Here is a 16914-nt window from a genome sequence, read left to right as displayed (position 1 = left end):
CGGGTCGCAGGTGGAACGATATCTAGAGGGCTCCGCGAATCATTGGATATTCCAGTGCTCGCTGTGGTGTTTACAGGCCGCCTCGAGCGCCGCCTCGAGCGGTTCGATCGTCTCCTCGAGCCACGCGAACGGATCCCCGGTGCCGTACCCCTCGAGGTCGACGGTCCGGCCAGTGGCGCCCTCGAGAACGCCGAGCGTCGCGAACGCGAGGTGGCTGATCTGGTAGCCGCCCTCCTGGAGGAGGACGAACCGGCCGTCGGTTACCGCCTCGGCGAGCCGCCGGGCTCGCTGACCGAGCGTCCGAAAGCCGGCTCGAGTGACGACGTTTCGCCCGAGCGGATCCGAGGGGCCGGCGTCCTGGCCGGCGCTGTAGACGAGCAGGTCGGGATCGTACTCGGCGACGATCGGTTCGACGAGCCGGTCGAAAACGCGCTCGTAGCCGTCGTCGCCGGTTCCCGGCGGTACCGGTACGTTGACGGTGAACCCTTCGCCGTCGGCGACGCCGACCTCCTCGAGTCCGCCCGTCTGCGGGTGGTACGTCGGGTCCCAGGCGCCGTGGTCGTTGTGGATGCTGACGAGCAACACGTCGTCGCGGTCTTCGAACACCTCCTGGGTTCCGTTGCCGTGGTGGACGTCCCAGTCGACGATCGCGACGCGCTCGAGTTCGCCCTCGAGTGCGTGCTCGGCGGCGATCGCCGCGCTGTTGAGAAAGCAAAAGCCGTCCGCACGGTCGGTCTGGGCGTGGTGACCGCTGGGACGAGCGAGCGCGTACGGAACGCCGGTTCGCCCCTCGAGTGCGTGATCGGCCGCCTCGAGCGCCGCGCCGGCGGCGTGTCGCGCCGCCTCGTAGGTGGCCTCGTTCGCGGCCGTCGTCGTCCCGTCGACGTAGCCGCCGCCCGCAGCACAGAACTCCTCGAGCCACGAGACGTACTCCGGGTCGTGGACGCGCTCGATCGCCGCCCGCGATGCGGGGTCGACGCTCCTGAACGCAGCGTCCGGCCCGAACCCCGACTCGACGATCCGCTTTACGTTCCGGACTCGAGCGGGGCGGTCGGGGTGGTGTTCGTCGACCGCCAGGAAGTCCGCCGCGGGCAGTTTGAACGCGCCTCGAGGGGGTTCGTGGTCGCAGGTCGTGTGATGCCAGTAGACGGTCAGTGGGGTCGGGTCGGTCATAGGTCGGAGAGTGTGAGTGCTGTGAAAGTCGGAGCGTGGGTAGGTTATCTTAGTGTGATTCGCCGGACGTTCGTGATGGCCATCGCCAGCAGGATCATGCTGACGGCGACCAGGAGGAACACGACGCTGATGACGTTGACCTCTGGAGACGCCTCGAACCGGATCTGGTTCCACAGGTACACCGGGAGCGTTTCCGTCGTCGTGTCCCGGACGAAGTAGGTGTAGACGAACTCGTTGAACGAGATCGTAAACGCCAGCAGGCCGCCGGCGACCACGCCGGGAAGGATGTTCGGCAGTCGCACGTTCAGGAACGTGTCGAGTTCGTCCGCGCCGAGGTCCTGTGCGGCCTCCTCGAGGGTCTCGTCGAAGCGCAGCATCGTCGGGATTATGATGAGCGCCGCGAACGGGATCGTCCGGATCACGTGTGCGATGACGACGCTCCAGAAGCCGGTCCCGATGTTCACGAAGCCGAAGAAGAGGACCAGCGCGACCCCGACGACGACGAGCGGGACGATGATCGGCAGCGTGACCGCCAGCTGCAACAGCCCCTTCCCGGGGAAGTCGTACTTCGCGATCGCGTACGCGAGGATCGTCGCGAGCGTGACCGTGAGGATCGTCGCGATGACGCTCACCTGCAGCGAGGTCACGACAGCGCCGATAGCCGCGTCGTTGTTCAGGAACTCGCCGTACCAGTGAAGCGTGAACTCGTCCGGCGGGAACGCGAGCGCGCGGTCGGCCGCGAACGACATCAGCGTGACGACGCCGATCGGGATCCACAGCAACGCGATGACGAGCCACATCAGCGCCAGCGCGATCTGTCGGCCGTACCGGTCTGCGAAGCGTTCGATAGTGGCTGGAATCATCGGGAATCACCCTGTCGCGTAACGACGTCGCCGGCGCCGAGTTTGACGCCGATCAGCAACATCAGGACGACGAACAGCGATACGAGGACGCTGAGCGCCGATCCGAACGGCCAGTTGAACGACTCGGTGAACTGGTTCTCGATGACCATCCCGATCATCAACTGATCGGTCCCCCCGAGCAGCGTCGGCGTCACGAACGCACCGAACGTCGGGATCGAAACGAGAACGACGCCGCCGATCACGCCGTTTTTCGTCATCGGCAGCGTGACGGTGAAGAACGTCTCGATCGGGCCCGCTCCGAGGTCCTTGGCGGCTTCGATCAGGTTGTCGTCCATGTTCGCGAGCGACGCGTAGAACGGCAGCGTCGCTAGCGGGAGCCACACGTAGGTAAGCCCCAGCAGAACCGCGGTGTGCGTGTACATGATCCCGCTCGGCTCCTGTGCCAGACCGAGGGCGAGTTGCACCCAGTCGATCATGCCGTCCCGGCTGAAGATGTTGATCAGCGCGTACATCCTGACGATGTAGTTCGTCCAGAACGGGAGGATGACGAGCAACAACAGGAGCGTCGTCCGCTTCGAGAACCTCGCCATGCTGTACGCGAGCGTGTACCCGAACACGACGACGATCGCCGTCGTCTGGACCGTCAGCACCGTCGTGCGCCAGACGACCCGCAGATAGAGATCGGTCGTGACGAGGGTCACGTAGTTATCGAGCGTGAACGACGCCGGCGGCATCCCGTCCAGCACCGAGAGCCAGACCATGAACAGCAGCGGGAAGACGAAAAACAGCAGGAGCGTCAGCGCGGGGATACCCGCCAGTATCAGCGTCCGAAGCCGCGGCCTGTCGCGAAGCTGTGCGAGGAGGTTTTGCACGAGCTGGCGGGAACGGCCGCGGACACCCGAGGCCGGCGGTGAGGAAGTGGTCATCGACTCATCCCTCGTACGCGACGTTGGCTCCGTTTTTGAACATGAACGTCCGTTCGGGCTCCCAGACGAGGGCGACGCTATCGTCGACGTCGAACTCGCCGTTCGTCGTTTCGACGTTGAACACCGTTCCGTCGACGTCGACGGTGTACACCGTCGTATCGCCGGAGTACAGCCGGTTCTCGACCGTTCCGGTGAGGTTTCCGTTCGCCGACGGCGCCTCGAGGTCGATGTGCGTCGGCCTGATACCGAGGTCGAGCGTGTCGCCGGCGTCGATCTCGGTCTCGAGTGCGGTGGCGGGGACGTCGAGCGACGAGCCGCCGACGTCGAGTTCGACGGTTCCGTTGGTGCGGCTGGCGACCGTCCCCGAGACGACGTTGACGTCGCCCATGAACTGCGCGACGAAGCGGGTCGCCGGCCGCTCGTAGATGTCCTTCACCGTCCCCTTCTGTTCTATCTGGCCCTCGTTGAGGACGACCATCCGGTCGGAGATCGACATCGCGACCTCCTGGTCGTGGGTGACGTAGAGGAAGGTGATCCCGGTCTCCTCCTGGATCCGCTGGAGTTCGAACTTCATGTGCTGGCGGAGTTTGCGGTCCAGCGAGGCCAGCGGCTCGTCGAGGAGGATGATCGACGGCTCGTTGACGACCGCTCGAGCGAGCGCGATCCGCTGCTGTTCGCCGCCGCTGAGCTGGTCGATCTCCCGGTCACCGTAGCCGGCGAGTTCGACGACCTCGAGGATCTCCTCGACGCGCTTCGCTCGGTCCTGCTTGTCGACGCCGCGGCGCTTGAGTCCGAAGGCGATGTTCTCGGCGACGGTCAGGTGCGGGAACAGCGCGAGGTTCTGGAACACCATGTTGGTGTCCCGCTCGAACGACGGGACGCCGACGACGTTCTCTCCGTTGATACGAATCTCGCCGCTGGTCGGCGTTTCGAACCCGGAGATCATCCGGAGCATCGTCGACTTTCCGGAGCCGCTCGGCCCCAGTATCGAGACGAACTCGCCGTCTTCGACCGCGAACGAGGCGTTCTCCACTGCCAGTACCTCTCCGTACTCCTTCCGAACGTTTTCGACGTGTAAAACGGACATAGTTCAAGAAATATCGGCTTAGCCGGCGACGACCGTCGTCCAGATCTCGTCGTACCGATCGAGGACCTCCTCCTCGAGGGGCTCGATGAAGATGAGTTCGTCGGGGTCGAGCCAATCCGCGAACGCCGCTTCCTCCTCGGAGACGACCTCCGTCAGCTCCGTTTCGAGGTTTTCGATCGGCGGCACGTACCCCATCTCGGCGAACAGCTGGACCCTCGAGGAGACCTGCCCGCCGTGGTCGATCCAGGCGGCGGCCGCTCGCGGGTTGGGGGCCCCCTCGGGGATGACGAAGTTGTCGTAGGTGTACATCATTCCCTCGTCCGGAACCGCGTAGTTGATCGGGGCGTCGTTGAGGAATCGCGCCATCCACGTCCGGCCGTCCCGGAGCGGTCCGACGACGATCTCCTCGTTGACGAACATCTCCATCGCCGAGGAGAACTCGTTCCAGTAGGTGACGTTCAGGTCCCGCTGCTGGACGAGGACTTCCTCGATCTCGTCGAAGTCGTCCGGGTCGTTCGGATCCTGGCCGGTGTAGAGGGCGGCGATCCGGCAGGACACCTCGGCCCAGTCCTCCATGAACATCATCCCCTCGAGTTCCTCGTCCCAGAGGATGCTCCAGGAGTCCGGCGGGCTGTCGAAGTACTCTTCGTTGTACGTCAGCGATGGCTGCATCACGACCGCTTCTGGGATGGCGTAGATCTCGCCGTCCATACTGTAGTGTTCCTCGGCGTCCTCCCGAGCGAGCGGCGTCAGGACGTCCCAGGCCTCCATCCGGTCGACCGGGAGCGGCTCGAGGTAGTCGTTGTTCATCGCACGGACGACCCACTCGTTTGTCGCCGAGATGGTGTCGATCTCGTCGTTGCCGGCCTCGAGGCGAGAGTACCACTCGCTCGGACCCGAGTACGCCTGCGCGTTCACCTGGTCGATCCCCTCGTAACTCTCCTGGAACGGCTCGGTGTGCCAGTCGACCCAGTCTGTGTACCAGTTCCAGACGTTCACCGATGACTCGTACTCCTCCGGCGGAAACGACTCGATATCGATCGGGCGGACGTACTCCGTATCGTCGTCGTCTCCCAGACACCCAGAGAGAGCAGCGATTCCCCCCGCTCCAACGGCCTTGAGGAGCGTTCGGCGGCTCTTGTGATAGCCATCGTCAGGCATAGCGGATCAAACTAACCAGTTGCATATAAAACTACCGTAGGAGGGGCAATAACGCCAAATTCTAAGTTTAACGATAATATTAGACTGCGTTCAATCCTGGACGGTGACGTCGAGGACGACGGGTCCCGCGTGATCGGTCGCCGACTCGAGCGCGGCGACGAGATCGTCGTCGGGGCCGACCTGCTGGGCCGTCGCACCGTGGCTCCGGGCGTTGAGCGCGAAGTCGACCGGGGGATCGAACGTCATTCCCGGGAACAGGTAGTCCTCGATGCTCCCCCCGAGGAGCGCGACCGTGTTCTCCTTGAGGATCCGGTAGGTGTAGTTGTTCGAGACGACGACGGTCAGGTCGATGTCGTAGCGCGAGGCCGTGTACAGCGTGTGCGGATAGTATAGGTACGATCCGTCTCCCACGAGGCCGACCACCGGACGGGACGACGACGCTTCCCCCTCGGCGACGGCGGCGCCGACCGCGGCGGGAAGGCCGTAGCCGAGCCCGCCCGACTTGTTGCCGACGTACTGGCCGTGTTCGAGTGGCCACCGCGAGAGCAGCGCGTAGCGGGTGGTGACGCTCTCGTCGACGACGCGAGCACCGGGAATCGTCTCGGCCAGCGTCTCGATCAGATCGACCTTCGAGCGACCGTCCCCGGCGTCGGTCTCCGAGACGAGCACCTCCTCGTTCACCCACTCTCGAACCGGCTCGTGCGCCTCGAGGTCGGGCGTTATCGCATCCGCCTCGAGCTGCCGTCGAACGCCGGCGACGATCTCGCCGGGATCTCCGATCACGCTCACGTCGGCCGGTTCGTTCTTGCCGAGCTCCCAGGGATCGTCGCCGATGTGAATCGTCGTCGTCGACGGGTCCACGAGCGGGTCCTCGTGAGGCATCATCGCGACGTTGGTCGAACAGCCGACGAAGACGACGGTGTCGGTCTCGAGCAAGGCCTGTACCGCGTCGACCGACTCCGGGAGGTGAGAGACGTACTGCGGGTGACCCATCGGGAACGGCACCTCGGCCAGCAGGATCTCGCCGTGAACGCGGGCACCGGTCGTCTCGGCCAGTTCGACTGTCGCCTCGACGGCCGCCGGCCCGCTGCGGGCGATCCCGTCCCCGACGACCATCACCGGCTCCTCGGCCGCCTCGAGCGCGTCGGCCGCCCGTTCGATAGCGACCTGGTCGCCGGCGCCACCGGAGGGAACGCGACCGAGCGGTTCGGGCTCCAGGTCGGTCTCGGCGGTCATCACGTCGATCGGCAGGCTGAGAAACACCGGCCCCGTCGGCGGGGTGAGCGCGACCCGTACCGCCCGCCGAAGCATCGTCGGGAGCGCCTTCACGTCCTGTACCTCGGCGGTCCACTTCGTGAATTCCCTGGTCAGCTGCTGGAGGTCGCCGTGGAGGAGCGGCTCCTCGTGTTGTTGCTCCGTCGCGTGGTTTCCGGCGGTGACGAGCAGCGGCGCGCCGCCGATGTGTGCGGCGTAGAGGTTTCCGAGCCCGTGGGCCGTTCCCGGCGCGATGTGGAGGTTGGCGACGCCGAGCGGGCAGACCTCCGGGTCGCCGTGGGCGTGATACCGGCGGGTGCTGGCGTAGCCGCCGGCCATCCCGACCGCGATGTCCTCGTGAAGCGCCATCACGTACTCCAGATCCGACTCGCCGAGCGCCTCGAGCAGCGGTATCTCGGTCGTCCCCGGGTTTCCGAACACGTGCGTCACGCCGTAGGTCTCGAGCGCGTCGGCAAAGAGATCCGCACCAGTTGCTGGCATACGCCGTATGTCAAGACGAGGCATATGAAGATTTCTATTCTATTATTGATATGATGTAAAGTTGCTGTGAACGCACCCGCTCACGCCCTGTACCCGAGTCATCCAAACCACATATCAGAAAAATATGAGAAATAATTTAGCGCCAGAAGGATAGCCCGGCCTATGGGAGTTGCGCCCGAATACGAGGACGACCAGCGCGAGTTCGTCGAGGAACTCATACGGTTCGAGTCGACCAGCGGGAACGAACAGCCGGCCCAGACGTGGTTTCGAGACCGACTCGAGGAACTGGGGTTCGAGACCTACACCTGGGAGGCGGACGCGGCGCGGCTGGCGACCCTCGAGCCGTTCCCCGACGCGGACGAGATCGACGCGGCGGACCGCCCGAGCGTCGGCGGCGTCCTCGAATTCGGCGATCCGGAGGCGGGTCCGACCCTCGTTCTGAACGGGCACGTCGACGTCGTTCCCGTCGACCGTCCCGCCTGGGAGTCGGACCCGTTCGAACCGACCTGGAACGGCGACTCGCTCGCCGCCCGCGGCGCAGCGGACATGAAGAGCCAGCTCGCGATGCTCGTCTTCGCCGCCCGCGCCCTCCACGACGAGGCACGGACGGACCTCGACGGCCGAATCGTCGTCGAGAGCGTCACTGGCGAGGAGGAGGGCGGCATCGGCGCACCGATGGCCGCCCTCGAGAACCCCTATCCGTTCGACCGCGACGCCGCGCTGGTCGCCGAACCGACCGAGTTCGAGGTCGTCGTCGCGACCGCGGGAGTGTTCATCGCCGAACTGGAGATTTCGGGGCGCTCGGCCCACGCCGCGAGTCGCTGGAACGGCGAGTCGGTGCTCCCGCACTTCGAGGCGGTGTGTCAGGCGTTCCGATCGCTCGAGGCCGAGCGCCACGACCGCCTCGATCACCCGCTGTACGACTATCCGGTGAACTGCCCCGTCAACGTCGGCACGGTCGACGCCGGAACGTGGGCCTCGAGCGTGCCCTCTCGTCTCCTCGCTGAGGTTCGCGTCGGCTACCTGCCCGACGAGTCCGCGGCGGACGTCGAGGCGGCCTTCCGGGAACGGCTCGAGGAAGTCACTGCGGACAGCGAGTGGCTGCGCGCACACCCGCCGCGGTTCGAGCGCCGCGGCATCCACTTCGAGCCCTCGGCGATCGACCCCGGCGAACCGATCGTCGAGACTCTCCGGGGGACGCTCCGCGACGCCGGCCGCGGTGAGACGGACCCGATCGGACAGACGTACTGCGCCGATTCGCGGTTCTACATCGACGCCGGGATACCGAGCGTCGTCTTCGGACCCGGGAGCATCGAGCAGGCGCACTTCCCGAACGAGATGATCCACTGGCCCGACGTACTGGCGGGGACGGAACTCGTCGCCGAAACCGCGCGCCGATACCTCGAGTCCGGGGGCGGATAACGGCCGGCTGGAGCCGGTGCCGACAACGACCGTGAATCTCCCCGGGGAGGGGATTTTCCCTTGTGTTCCACAGATGGTCCCCTCGCAGATTGATTCAAACGCGTCCACCCTGTTGGACGAAAGTCGAAAATTCGTGCCATAGTTAGAGGTAGAACGATATATATGCGATGGTGCGAATGCAACCGTATGGCAACCGGACCTGCAATCGAAGACCTGCACTTCGCCGAAGAGCCGGACGTGGACCGCGTTCCGGGGCCGAACTCGGAGGCCTTACTCGAGCGCCAGCGGGCGGTCGACAGCAACGCGGTCGCGTACCCGCGCCGCGTCCCGATCGCCCTCGAGGAAGCGAAGGGGGCGACCGTTCGCGACGCCGACGGGAACACCTTTCTCGACTTCTTCGCGGGGATCGGCGTGCTGAACGTCGGCCACTCGAACCCGTACGTCCTCGAGGGCGTCCACGAACAACTCGACCGCTACACCCACACGATCGACTTCCCGACGGAGGCGCGCCTCGACCTGATCGAGAAACTCGACGCCATCGCACCCGGCGACCTCAGCGGCAACAGTCGAGTGATCTTCGGCGGGCCGAGCGGCAGCGACGCCATCGAGGGGTCGATCAAACTCGCAAAGCACAACACGGGCCGACACGGCCTCCTCGCCTTCGAGGGATCGTATCACGGGACGACCGCCGGGGCGCTCAGCCTCACCGCCGGCAAGAAGTACAAGGAGGGATACGGACCGCTGCTCCCGGACGCGGTTCACGTCCCGTACCCGGCCCCGTCGAACGACGTCGACACCGACCGGGCGCTCGACGCGGTCCAGCGGAAGTTCGAGAACCCCTACGGGGGCCACCAGTCGCCGGCCGGTATCTGGGTCGAACCGATCCAGGGCGAAGGTGGCGTGGTCGTCCCGCCGGCGGACTTCCTGCAGGGCCTGCGCGACATCGCCGACGACAACGACGCGCTCCTGATCGTCGACGAGATTCAGACCGGGCTCGGTCGAACCGGCGAGTGGTTCGCCTCCGATCACTTCGACGTCACGCCCGACGCGATCACGATGGCGAAAGCCCTCGGCGGCACCGGCCTGCCGATCGGCGCGATGCTGTACCGCGACGAACTCGACACGTGGGGGCCGGGCGGACACGTCGGCACGTTCCGCGGCAACGTCCCGGCGATGGTCGGCGGCCTCCGGGCGATCGAGTACATCGAGGAGAACGACCTCCTCGCTCACGCCCGCCGACTCGGCGAGGAGATCCGTGGCCGCCTCGAGGAGGCCGCCGCCGACGTCGAGGAGATTAGCGACGTTCGCGGCGAGGGCCTGTTCGTCGGCGTGGAGTTCGTCGACGACGACGGCCCGGCGAAGGATCTCGTCCAGGATATCCAGCGGCGATGCTACGAGAACGGCGTCCTCGTCTGGAGCGCGGGCCGTTACGGGAACGTCCTGCGGCTGATCCCGCCGCTCGTCCTTACCGACCGCCAGGCCGAGGTGGGCATGGACGTGATCTGTTCGGCGATCGAAAGCGCCGTCGACGGGGACCGATGAGCCTCGATTACGTCTCGCTCGAGGGCGACCTCGAGGAAGAAGAGCGGCTGATCCGGGATACGGCTCGCGAGTTCGTCGACGAACGGGTGCGCCCCGATATCGGCGACCACTACGAGAACGGCACCTTCCCCACCGAGCTGATCCCCGAGATGGGCGAGATGGGATTTTACGCGCCGAACCTCGAGGGCTACGGCTCGCCGGGCGTCTCCGAGACCGCCTACGGGTTGTTGATGCAGGAACTCGAGGCCTGCGACTCGGGACTGAGATCAATGGCCTCCGTGCAGGGCGCGCTGGTCATGTACCCGATCCACGCCTACGGTAGCGAGGACCAGAAAGAAGAGTGGCTCCCCAAGCTGGGGGAGGGCGAGGCCGTGGGCTGCTTCGGCCTCACGGAGCCCCAGCACGGTTCGAACCCCTCGGGGATGGAAACGCACGCCGAGCGCGACGCGGATGGCTTCGTGCTCAACGGCTCGAAGACCTGGATCACCAACTCCCCCATCTCCGATGTGGCCGTCGTCTGGGCCAGAGATCGCTCCGCCGACGATAACCCGGTTCGAGGCTTCCTCGTCGAGACCGACCGCGACGGCGTTTCGACGAACAAGATCACCGAGAAGCTCTCGCTTCGCGCCTCGATCACCGGCGAGATCGGCCTCAACGACGTGCGGATTCCAGAAGAGAATGTGCTGCCGGGCGTCGAGGGGATGAAGGGGCCGCTCTCCTGTTTAACGCAGGCCCGGTACGGCATCGCCTGGGGTGCGGTGGGCGCGGCTCGAGACTGCTTCGAGGAGGCCCGCCAGTACGCCAAAGACCGAGAGCAGTTCGGCGGGCCGATCGGCCGGTTCCAGCTCCAGCAGGACAAACTCGCGGAGATGGCGACCCAGATCACCCTCGCACAGCTGCTGGCGTACCGCCTCGCGGAACTCAAAGAGCGCGGCGACCTCCGGCCCCAGCACGTCTCGATGGCCAAACGCAACAACGTCCGGATGGCTCGCGACCAGTCGCGCGTCGCCCGCGAGATGCTCGGCGGCAACGGCATCACGACGGATTACTCGCCGATGCGCCACATGGCCAACATGGAGACCGTCTACACCTACGAGGGCACCCACGACATCCACACCCTCGTCCTCGGTCACGACCTCACCGGCATCCCGGCGTATGACTAATACATGAGCGGTCACGATACTCGATAGATGGTCGGAGAAGCACGCGAGTCGGAAACGCAGGAGGGGCCGCTCGAGGGCGTCACCGTCGTCGACGCCTCGCAGGTCCTCGTCGGGCCGTTCTGTACGATGCAGCTGGCGGACCTCGGCGCGGACGTGATCAAAGTCGAGCGGCCGGGCGTCGGCGATCAGACCCGCGGCTGGTATCCCCCGCAGTTCGGCGCGGGCGACGACGGCGTGAGCGCCTACTACGCCAGCGTCAACCGCAACAAGCGCTCGATCACGCTCAACCTCAAGCGCGACCGGGGACGGGACGTCCTTCGGTCGCTGATCGCGGACGCCGACGTCTTCGTCGAGAACTTCCGGGTGGGCACGCTCGAGGAGTGGGGACTCGGCTACGAGGACCTCAGCGCGGACAATCCGGACCTCGTCTACTGCGCGCTGTCGGGCTACGGTGAGTGGGGGCCGTACGCCGAGAAACCGGCCTACGACCTGATCATGCAGGCCGAAAGCGGCCTGATGAGTATCACCGGCCCCGAGGACGGCCCGCCGGTTCGTGTCGGCGTCGCCGTCGCCGACATCGGCGCGGGGATGTACGCTACCCAGGCGATCCTGGCCGCGCTCTTTCGCCGGGCGTTCGCCGATGCGGGCGGCCAGAAGATCGACGTCAGCCTCTTCGACGGACAGGTCGCCTGGATGTCGTACATGGCCAGTAGCTACTTCGCGACGGGGGAGTCCCCGGGCCGGATGGGCAGCAGACACCCTACGATCGTTCCCTACCAGGCGTTTCCGACGGCGGACGGCTACGTCGTCGTCGCCGCGGCCTCCGAGAAGCTCTGGTCGAACCTGTGTGATGCCCTCGAGCGCCCCGACCTCCTCGAGGACGATCGGTTCACGACCAACGCCGACCGGGTCGACAACCGCGAGGCCCTCGAGGCGATCCTCGAGGCGGAGTTCGCCGCCTACGAAACCGCAGCGATCACCGACCTGCTCGACGCCGCGGACGTCCCCGCTCGAGCGATAAACGACATGGAGGCGGTCTTCGACCACCCGCAGACCGACGCTCGGGGGATGCGCGTGAGCGTCGACCACCCGTCGGTCGGCCCGATCGAGATGGCGGGCAGTCCGATGCACTTCTCGGCGTCCGCGACCGAGATCGACCGGCACCCCCCGGATCTGGGCGAACACACGGCGGCCGTCCTCGCCGAACTCGGGTACGACGACGACGAGATCGACGCGCTCGAGGCCGACGGCGTCGTCTGATCCGTCGCGCGGCCGGTTTTCGCCGGAGCGGCGACGGCGCGGCCGTCACTCGGCCGAGACGTCGGCTTCGATGCCGTGTGCCTCGAGTAAGGTTTCCTTCTCGTAATCGGCCAGCAGGCCGATCGGCGTCTGGTCTTTGATCGCCGTGATGACGAACTTCGAACTCGTCCGCGTGATCTCGTCGACCGACTCGTACTCCTCGACGAGGTCGACGACGGTGTCCCGGGAGGACAGCCGCGCGATGACGACGAAATCAGTATCGCCCATCGTGAAGTAGACCTGGTTGACTCCCTCGATCTCGCTCAGCGTCCGCCCGACGCGGTCGTGGTACCCCTGGTCGAACTCGGCCCAGACCTCCGAGATGATCGTGATCTCGAGTCCGACCTGCTCGAGGTCGAGTTCGAACAGGTCGTTCGCGATGACGCCGTCCTCCCTGAGGGAGTTGAGACGGTAGTGGACCGTCGACTTGGGGATACCGGTCGCCTCGTGGATCGTCTCGGTGCTCGGTGACTGTTCGGTGGCGATCGCGAGCAGGATCTCGACGTCTCGCTCATCGATATCAGCGTTCATCTGCCCGGGTGTTCGAACGGACCTACCATATCTCTGGTCTTTGCTCTACCTGACACGCCCTCGATAGTACGCCACCGCCGGCAAGAGCACCACCACCGCGGCGAAACGGTGTGAGCGTCGAGTACTTCGAGTCGAGCGGCCACTGTCCGACCCTCGAGGAGCCCGAGCGGTTCAATCGCGTCATGGCCGAGTTCGTCGCTGCGCTGTGGCGAGTTCGCGGAGTCTACACCGGGGGACGACAGATTACATCGACGTAACTCGATAACCCTCGCGTTCGCGAAGCTATATCCTCGCGACCGGCGTACATCGAACCGAAGCAGTTGCGGCCCATCACCGTCCCAGTCAGCCGCAATACCGCGCCTGTCGACGGCCGGTGGCCGAAGATACGATTAATGACTCACGCACCTATTATTCCGGAAACGACACGAATCGGCCGCGTCTCGCTGCGCGTCGAGAACCTCGAGGACGTCCTCGAGTTCTACCGCGACGTCGTCGGGCTGGCGGTCCTCTCGCGAAGCGACGCGACGGCGACGCTCGGGGCAGGAGAGACGCCCCTGCTCGTCTTACACCGCGACGCGAGTGCTTCACCGCGAAGCCACGACCAGGCGGGGCTGTTTCATACCGCGGTTCTCGTGCCGTCGCGGGCGGCCCTGGGGGCCGCGCTGGAACGGATTCGGTACCGCTGGCAACTCGACGGCGCGTCCGATCACTACGTGAGCGAAGCGCTCTACGTCACCGATCCCGAGGGGAACGGCGTCGAGATCTACCGCGACCTGCCCCGCGCCGAGTGGCCGCGACGCGACGACGGCACGATCCGGATCGGGACCGTCCCGCTCGATCTCGAAACCGTCGCGGCACACTCCGACGGTGCCGCCGCCGTACCGGACGAGACGACCGTCGGACACGTTCACCTCGAGGTCACCTCGCTCGAGAATGCGCGGAAATTTTACGCCGATACCCTCGGGCTGGGCGTCCAGACGGAGATCCGCGCGGCGCTGTTTCTCGCCGCGGGGGACTACCACCACCACCTCGGCCTGAACACGTGGGCCGGCCGGTCGCAACCGGCGGGCGGGCGCGGACTGGCCTGGGTCGAACTGCTCGTCCCCGACGAAGCGACGCTCGAGGCCGTCCGCCGCGGCCTCCGAGAAGTCGAGGTGGACGTTCGCGACGTCGACGGCGGGCTCGAGATTCGCGATCCCGACGACGTCCGGCTTCGGATACGTTCCGAGGCGTAGTCGCTCGACTCACCGCATCGTCGCCAGCCCGTCCTCGAGGCGGTCGAACCCTTCCTCGAGTCGCTCGAGGGAGTTCGCAAAGGAGAGGCGAAGCCGACCGGGTGCCGTCTCGCCGAAGCCGTCACCGGGGGCGAGGACGACGCCGTGATCCTCGAGCAGGCGCGTCGCGATCGAGAGGCTATCGTCGTCGACGCCCGGATCGAGGAACGCGTAGAACGCCCCCTCCGGGCGCGGACAGGAGAGCCCGTCGATGGCGTCGACGCGGTCGACGACGAGGTCGCGCCGTTCGCGGAACGCGTCGTGCATCTCCTCGAACGGCTCCTGTGGCCCCGTCAGGGCTGCGATCGCGGCGTGCTGGGCGACGCTCGAGGCGCACGCCGTCGTCGACTCACGGACGGTGAGGACGTCCTCGATGACGTGGCTGTCACCGGCGAGCCAGCCGAGGCGCCAGCCGGTCATCGCGTACGCCTTCGAACAGGAGCCGATCGTCAGCACGTGCTCGGGGTGGTCGGTGTACGCGGCGATCCCATCCGCCGGACCGTCGTAGGTGAGTCCCAGGTAGACCTCGTCGGCGATCACGTAGGCGTCGTGGTCGGCCGCGGCCTCGACGATCGCCCGGCACTCGTCGGGGTCGAACACCCGGCCGGTCGGGTTCGACGGCGTCGTGAGGATCACCGCGGCGGTTTCGTCGCCCATGGCCTCGATGACGCGATCCGCATCGAGATCGAATCCCGTCGCCGCCGGGAGCGCCACCTCGCGAAGCGAGCCGTCCGCGAGCCGGGCCTGCGTTTCGTAGTTCGGCCACGTCGGTCCGGGAACGACGAGCTCCTCGCCGGGAGACACCGTCGCCAGAACCGCGAGATGAAGCGCCTCCATCCCGCCGACGGTGACGACGATCTCGTCGGGGTCGTGGCGGACGCCGTAGCGTTCGGCCAGCGTCTCGCTGATCGCGCGTCGACACGCCGGCAGCCCCGCGTTCGAGGTGTAGTGGGTCGCGCCCTCACGCGCAGCGCGAGCGGCGGCGTCGATGACGTGCTCCGGGGTGTCGAAGTCGGGTTCGCCGACCTCGAGGCGGACGAGGTCGCCGCCCTGGCGCTGGGCGAGATCGTACATCACGCGGATGCTCGAGCGGTCGGCCCCGCGAACTCGGTCGGTGGGCGTGGGCATACCACTTCCAGGAAGACCGGCTCTAAAAGGTGTTGGATGCCGGAAAACGCGGTCTCCACTCCCGTACGGGCGACGAGTGCGCTCAGACGGCGTCGTCGGGGTCGTGGGCCGCGGCCATCCGCTGGGCTTCAGCGGCGTACTCGGCCCGTTGTTCCGGATCGTCGACGGCACCGAGGTTCTCCGGCGCGGCGTCGACGGCGGCGGTCGTCTCTCGAGCGTCGGTAAAGGAGGTGAGCGCGCGCTCCTTGCGGAAGTACCGGTCGCCGTCGGGGGTGGCGTACGTGAGGATGATGAGGTTCTGTTCGTCGTCCGAGTAGGTTCGTTCGACGAGCCACACGCGGACGCCGTCGGTAGAGCCGGGATCCATACCGTAATTTCGAGTCCCAGTCGCAAGTGTGTACTGGGACGGAGAGTCAGGACCCGAATCCGCCGGGAGGCATTCGAGCGGATACCACCGTCCGGTCGCAAACCGCTTTGGCAGCCGTCGAGGGAAGGTTACTACCGCGTAACCGCGTCGGTTACCCTCACGTTCGTGATTGTTTTTGCTGGTTGAGAACCATTCGCACTGACATGGTACTCCACTTCGGAAAGGCCACGGGGATTTTCGTCAGGACGATGCCGTTCGTCCTGTTACGCATGGGAGTCGGCGTGTTGCTCGGCCTGCTTTCGATCCTCTACTTCGGGGTCGTCGTCTGGCTCGGACTCACGCTCCTCGACTGGGGAACGATTTCGGGATGGATCGCAGTCGTCGGCTTGCTCGTCGCGATCGCGATCTTCGTCGGCGCCTGGCGGCTGTTCAGCAGGTACGTCCTGTACATGATCAAAGCGGCTCACATCGCCGTTATCGCACACATCATCGACACCGGAGAGGTCCCCTCGGGACAGCTCCGCTACGGAAAATCGCAGGTTCGATCGCACTTCGTGGAAGCGAGCGCGCTGTTCGCAATCGATCAGCTGGTAAAGGCGGTCATCAAGCAGTTCAACGGGCGCGTCGTGTCGGTCTCGAGCCTGTTTTCGTTCTCCTCGGGGCTGCGAAACCTCATCCGCCTGCTCGGGCGGGCGGTCGCCGTCGCCGCGTCCTACATCGACGAGGCGATCATCGCCTACATGTTCACCGTCGACGAGGAGAACCCCTGGCGAGCGGCCAGAGACGGCGTCGTCCTCTACGGAAAGAACTGGAAGCCCGTCCTCGGCTCGACGCTGTTGATCGTCCTGGGGATGTACGCGGTAACGTTCGCCTTCCTGCTGGCGATGACGCCGCTGGCGAGCGTCCTCGGCGGCCTCTCGAGTACGCTCGAGGTCGTCGGCTGGGTCGTCGTCGCCGGGGTGGTACTCACCGCCTACACGGGGTTCATCAAGCCCTGGGTGAAAACAGTCGTGATCACCACGTTCCTCGTAGAGGCGCGCGACGACACTCCCGACAGCGAGACGGCGGACCGAATCGCGGCGCGGTCGGAGAAGTTCAGCGAACTCGTCCGGAAAGCCGAAACCGAGGGGGGCGATCCCGACTCCGACGCGACTCAGCAACCGCTGACACCGACTCGAGGCCAGCGCGGACTGTGAGCCACCCTGCGCCCCGCTCGTGCCGTT

The 16914-nt window shown here is 66.0% G+C and carries 16 protein-coding genes; 7 read left to right on the top strand and 9 right to left on the bottom strand.

The features are described from left to right. Positions 1-39 precede the first annotated feature (39 nt). The 6 genes from NMQ11_RS17420 to NMQ11_RS17395 all read right to left on the bottom strand — a co-directional run bounded on the left by NMQ11_RS17420 (position 40) and on the right by NMQ11_RS17395 (position 6965). On the bottom strand, positions 40-1173 hold the full coding sequence (locus NMQ11_RS17420; RefSeq protein ID WP_255170969.1) for an arginase family protein: 1134 nt from the start codon (positions 1171-1173) through the stop codon (positions 40-42). Positions 1174-1217: 44 nt separating this feature from the next. Beyond that, a complete protein-coding gene (locus tag NMQ11_RS17415; RefSeq protein ID WP_255170968.1) occupies positions 1218-2036 on the bottom strand; it encodes an ABC transporter permease in 819 nt (272 codons plus the stop codon). Beyond that, positions 2033-2962, bottom strand: coding sequence for an ABC transporter permease (locus NMQ11_RS17410; RefSeq protein ID WP_255170967.1), 930 nt, complete (start codon positions 2960-2962; stop codon positions 2033-2035). The genes NMQ11_RS17415 and NMQ11_RS17410 overlap by 4 nt, the downstream gene beginning before the upstream one ends. A gap of 4 nt (positions 2963-2966) precedes the next feature. Then, positions 2967-4049 carry an ABC transporter ATP-binding protein gene (locus tag NMQ11_RS17405; protein ID WP_255170966.1) on the bottom strand — a complete coding sequence of 361 codons (1083 nt, stop codon included), beginning with the start codon at positions 4047-4049 and terminating at the stop codon, positions 2967-2969. 18 nt (positions 4050-4067) lie between these two features. Next, entirely contained in the window at positions 4068-5210 is a 1143-nt protein-coding gene (locus NMQ11_RS17400; RefSeq protein WP_255170965.1) for an ABC transporter substrate-binding protein, read from the bottom strand. 90 nt (positions 5211-5300) lie between these two features. Beyond that, a complete protein-coding gene (locus NMQ11_RS17395; RefSeq protein ID WP_255170964.1) occupies positions 5301-6965 on the bottom strand; it encodes a thiamine pyrophosphate-binding protein in 1665 nt (554 codons plus the stop codon). Positions 6966-7127: 162 nt separating this feature from the next. On the opposite strand from NMQ11_RS17395, the gene NMQ11_RS17390 reads away from it, so the two are divergent. The 4 genes from NMQ11_RS17390 (at position 7128) to NMQ11_RS17375 (ending at position 12352) form a co-directional block, all read left to right on the top strand. Then, the gene (locus tag NMQ11_RS17390; RefSeq protein WP_255170963.1) at positions 7128-8387 is read left to right on the top strand and encodes a M20 family metallopeptidase; all 1260 of its coding nucleotides are present in this window, start codon (positions 7128-7130) and stop codon (positions 8385-8387) included. 186 nt (positions 8388-8573) lie between these two features. Further along, entirely contained in the window at positions 8574-9929 is a 1356-nt protein-coding gene (locus tag NMQ11_RS17385; protein WP_255170962.1) for an aspartate aminotransferase family protein, read from the top strand. Beyond that, entirely contained in the window at positions 9926-11092 is a 1167-nt protein-coding gene (locus NMQ11_RS17380) for an acyl-CoA dehydrogenase family protein (protein ID WP_255170961.1), read from the top strand. The genes NMQ11_RS17385 and NMQ11_RS17380 overlap by 4 nt, the downstream gene beginning before the upstream one ends. A 27-nt stretch (positions 11093-11119) precedes the next feature. Further along, positions 11120-12352: a CaiB/BaiF CoA transferase family protein gene (locus tag NMQ11_RS17375; protein WP_255170960.1), complete on the top strand. Its 1233-nt coding sequence runs from the start codon at positions 11120-11122 to the stop codon at positions 12350-12352. Positions 12353-12397: 45 nt separating this feature from the next. On the opposite strand, the gene NMQ11_RS17370 is transcribed toward NMQ11_RS17375, so the two are convergent. Then, positions 12398-12922 carry an Lrp/AsnC family transcriptional regulator gene (locus NMQ11_RS17370; RefSeq protein WP_255170959.1) on the bottom strand — a complete coding sequence of 175 codons (525 nt, stop codon included), beginning with the start codon at positions 12920-12922 and terminating at the stop codon, positions 12398-12400. 110 nt (positions 12923-13032) lie between these two features. Between NMQ11_RS17370 and NMQ11_RS17365 the strand changes: the two genes are divergently transcribed. After that, entirely contained in the window at positions 13033-13179 is a 147-nt protein-coding gene (locus NMQ11_RS17365; protein ID WP_255170958.1) for an alpha/beta fold hydrolase, read from the top strand. A 135-nt stretch (positions 13180-13314) separates the two neighbouring features. After that, positions 13315-14157 carry a VOC family protein gene (locus tag NMQ11_RS17360; protein ID WP_255170957.1) on the top strand — a complete coding sequence of 281 codons (843 nt, stop codon included), beginning with the start codon at positions 13315-13317 and terminating at the stop codon, positions 14155-14157. A 9-nt stretch (positions 14158-14166) separates the two neighbouring features. On the opposite strand, the gene NMQ11_RS17355 is transcribed toward NMQ11_RS17360, so the two are convergent. Together NMQ11_RS17355 and NMQ11_RS17350 are read right to left on the bottom strand one after the other, a co-directional pair. Beyond that, a complete protein-coding gene (locus tag NMQ11_RS17355) occupies positions 14167-15324 on the bottom strand; it encodes a pyridoxal phosphate-dependent aminotransferase (protein WP_255170956.1) in 1158 nt (385 codons plus the stop codon). Between the two features lie 82 nt (positions 15325-15406). Next, positions 15407-15691, bottom strand: a complete 285-nt coding sequence (locus tag NMQ11_RS17350) for a DUF7967 family protein (protein WP_255170955.1) — start codon at positions 15689-15691, stop codon at positions 15407-15409. A 203-nt stretch (positions 15692-15894) separates the two neighbouring features. On the opposite strand from NMQ11_RS17350, the gene NMQ11_RS17345 reads away from it, so the two are divergent. Next, complete coding sequence (locus NMQ11_RS17345) at positions 15895-16887, top strand: hypothetical protein (RefSeq protein ID WP_255170954.1); 993 nt, start codon at positions 15895-15897, stop codon at positions 16885-16887. Positions 16888-16914 lie beyond the last annotated feature (27 nt).

This window comes from Natrononativus amylolyticus, assembly GCF_024362525.1.
GTDB lineage: Archaea > Halobacteriota > Halobacteria > Halobacteriales > Natrialbaceae > Natrononativus > Natrononativus amylolyticus.
The sequence above is the reverse complement of the archived record's forward strand: the minus strand, read 5'-3'. Positions and strand labels throughout refer to the sequence as shown.

Coding starts and splice junctions, on each gene's coding strand:
- NMQ11_RS17420 (WP_255170969.1), bottom strand. CDS start 1,173: ATGACCGACCCGACCCCACTGACCGTCTACTGGCATCACACGACCTGC.
- NMQ11_RS17415 (WP_255170968.1), bottom strand. CDS start 2,036: ATGATTCCAGCCACTATCGAACGCTTCGCAGACCGGTACGGCCGACAG.
- NMQ11_RS17410 (WP_255170967.1), bottom strand. CDS start 2,962: ATGACCACTTCCTCACCGCCGGCCTCGGGTGTCCGCGGCCGTTCCCGC.
- NMQ11_RS17405 (WP_255170966.1), bottom strand. CDS start 4,049: ATGTCCGTTTTACACGTCGAAAACGTTCGGAAGGAGTACGGAGAGGTA.
- NMQ11_RS17400 (WP_255170965.1), bottom strand. CDS start 5,210: ATGCCTGACGATGGCTATCACAAGAGCCGCCGAACGCTCCTCAAGGCC.
- NMQ11_RS17395 (WP_255170964.1), bottom strand. CDS start 6,965: ATGCCAGCAACTGGTGCGGATCTCTTTGCCGACGCGCTCGAGACCTAC.
- NMQ11_RS17390 (WP_255170963.1), top strand. CDS start 7,128: ATGGGAGTTGCGCCCGAATACGAGGACGACCAGCGCGAGTTCGTCGAG.
- NMQ11_RS17385 (WP_255170962.1), top strand. CDS start 8,574: ATGGCAACCGGACCTGCAATCGAAGACCTGCACTTCGCCGAAGAGCCG.
- NMQ11_RS17380 (WP_255170961.1), top strand. CDS start 9,926: ATGAGCCTCGATTACGTCTCGCTCGAGGGCGACCTCGAGGAAGAAGAG.
- NMQ11_RS17375 (WP_255170960.1), top strand. CDS start 11,120: ATGGTCGGAGAAGCACGCGAGTCGGAAACGCAGGAGGGGCCGCTCGAG.
- NMQ11_RS17370 (WP_255170959.1), bottom strand. CDS start 12,922: ATGAACGCTGATATCGATGAGCGAGACGTCGAGATCCTGCTCGCGATC.
- NMQ11_RS17360 (WP_255170957.1), top strand. CDS start 13,315: ATGACTCACGCACCTATTATTCCGGAAACGACACGAATCGGCCGCGTC.
- NMQ11_RS17355 (WP_255170956.1), bottom strand. CDS start 15,324: ATGCCCACGCCCACCGACCGAGTTCGCGGGGCCGACCGCTCGAGCATC.
- NMQ11_RS17350 (WP_255170955.1), bottom strand. CDS start 15,691: ATGGATCCCGGCTCTACCGACGGCGTCCGCGTGTGGCTCGTCGAACGA.
- NMQ11_RS17345 (WP_255170954.1), top strand. CDS start 15,895: ATGGTACTCCACTTCGGAAAGGCCACGGGGATTTTCGTCAGGACGATG.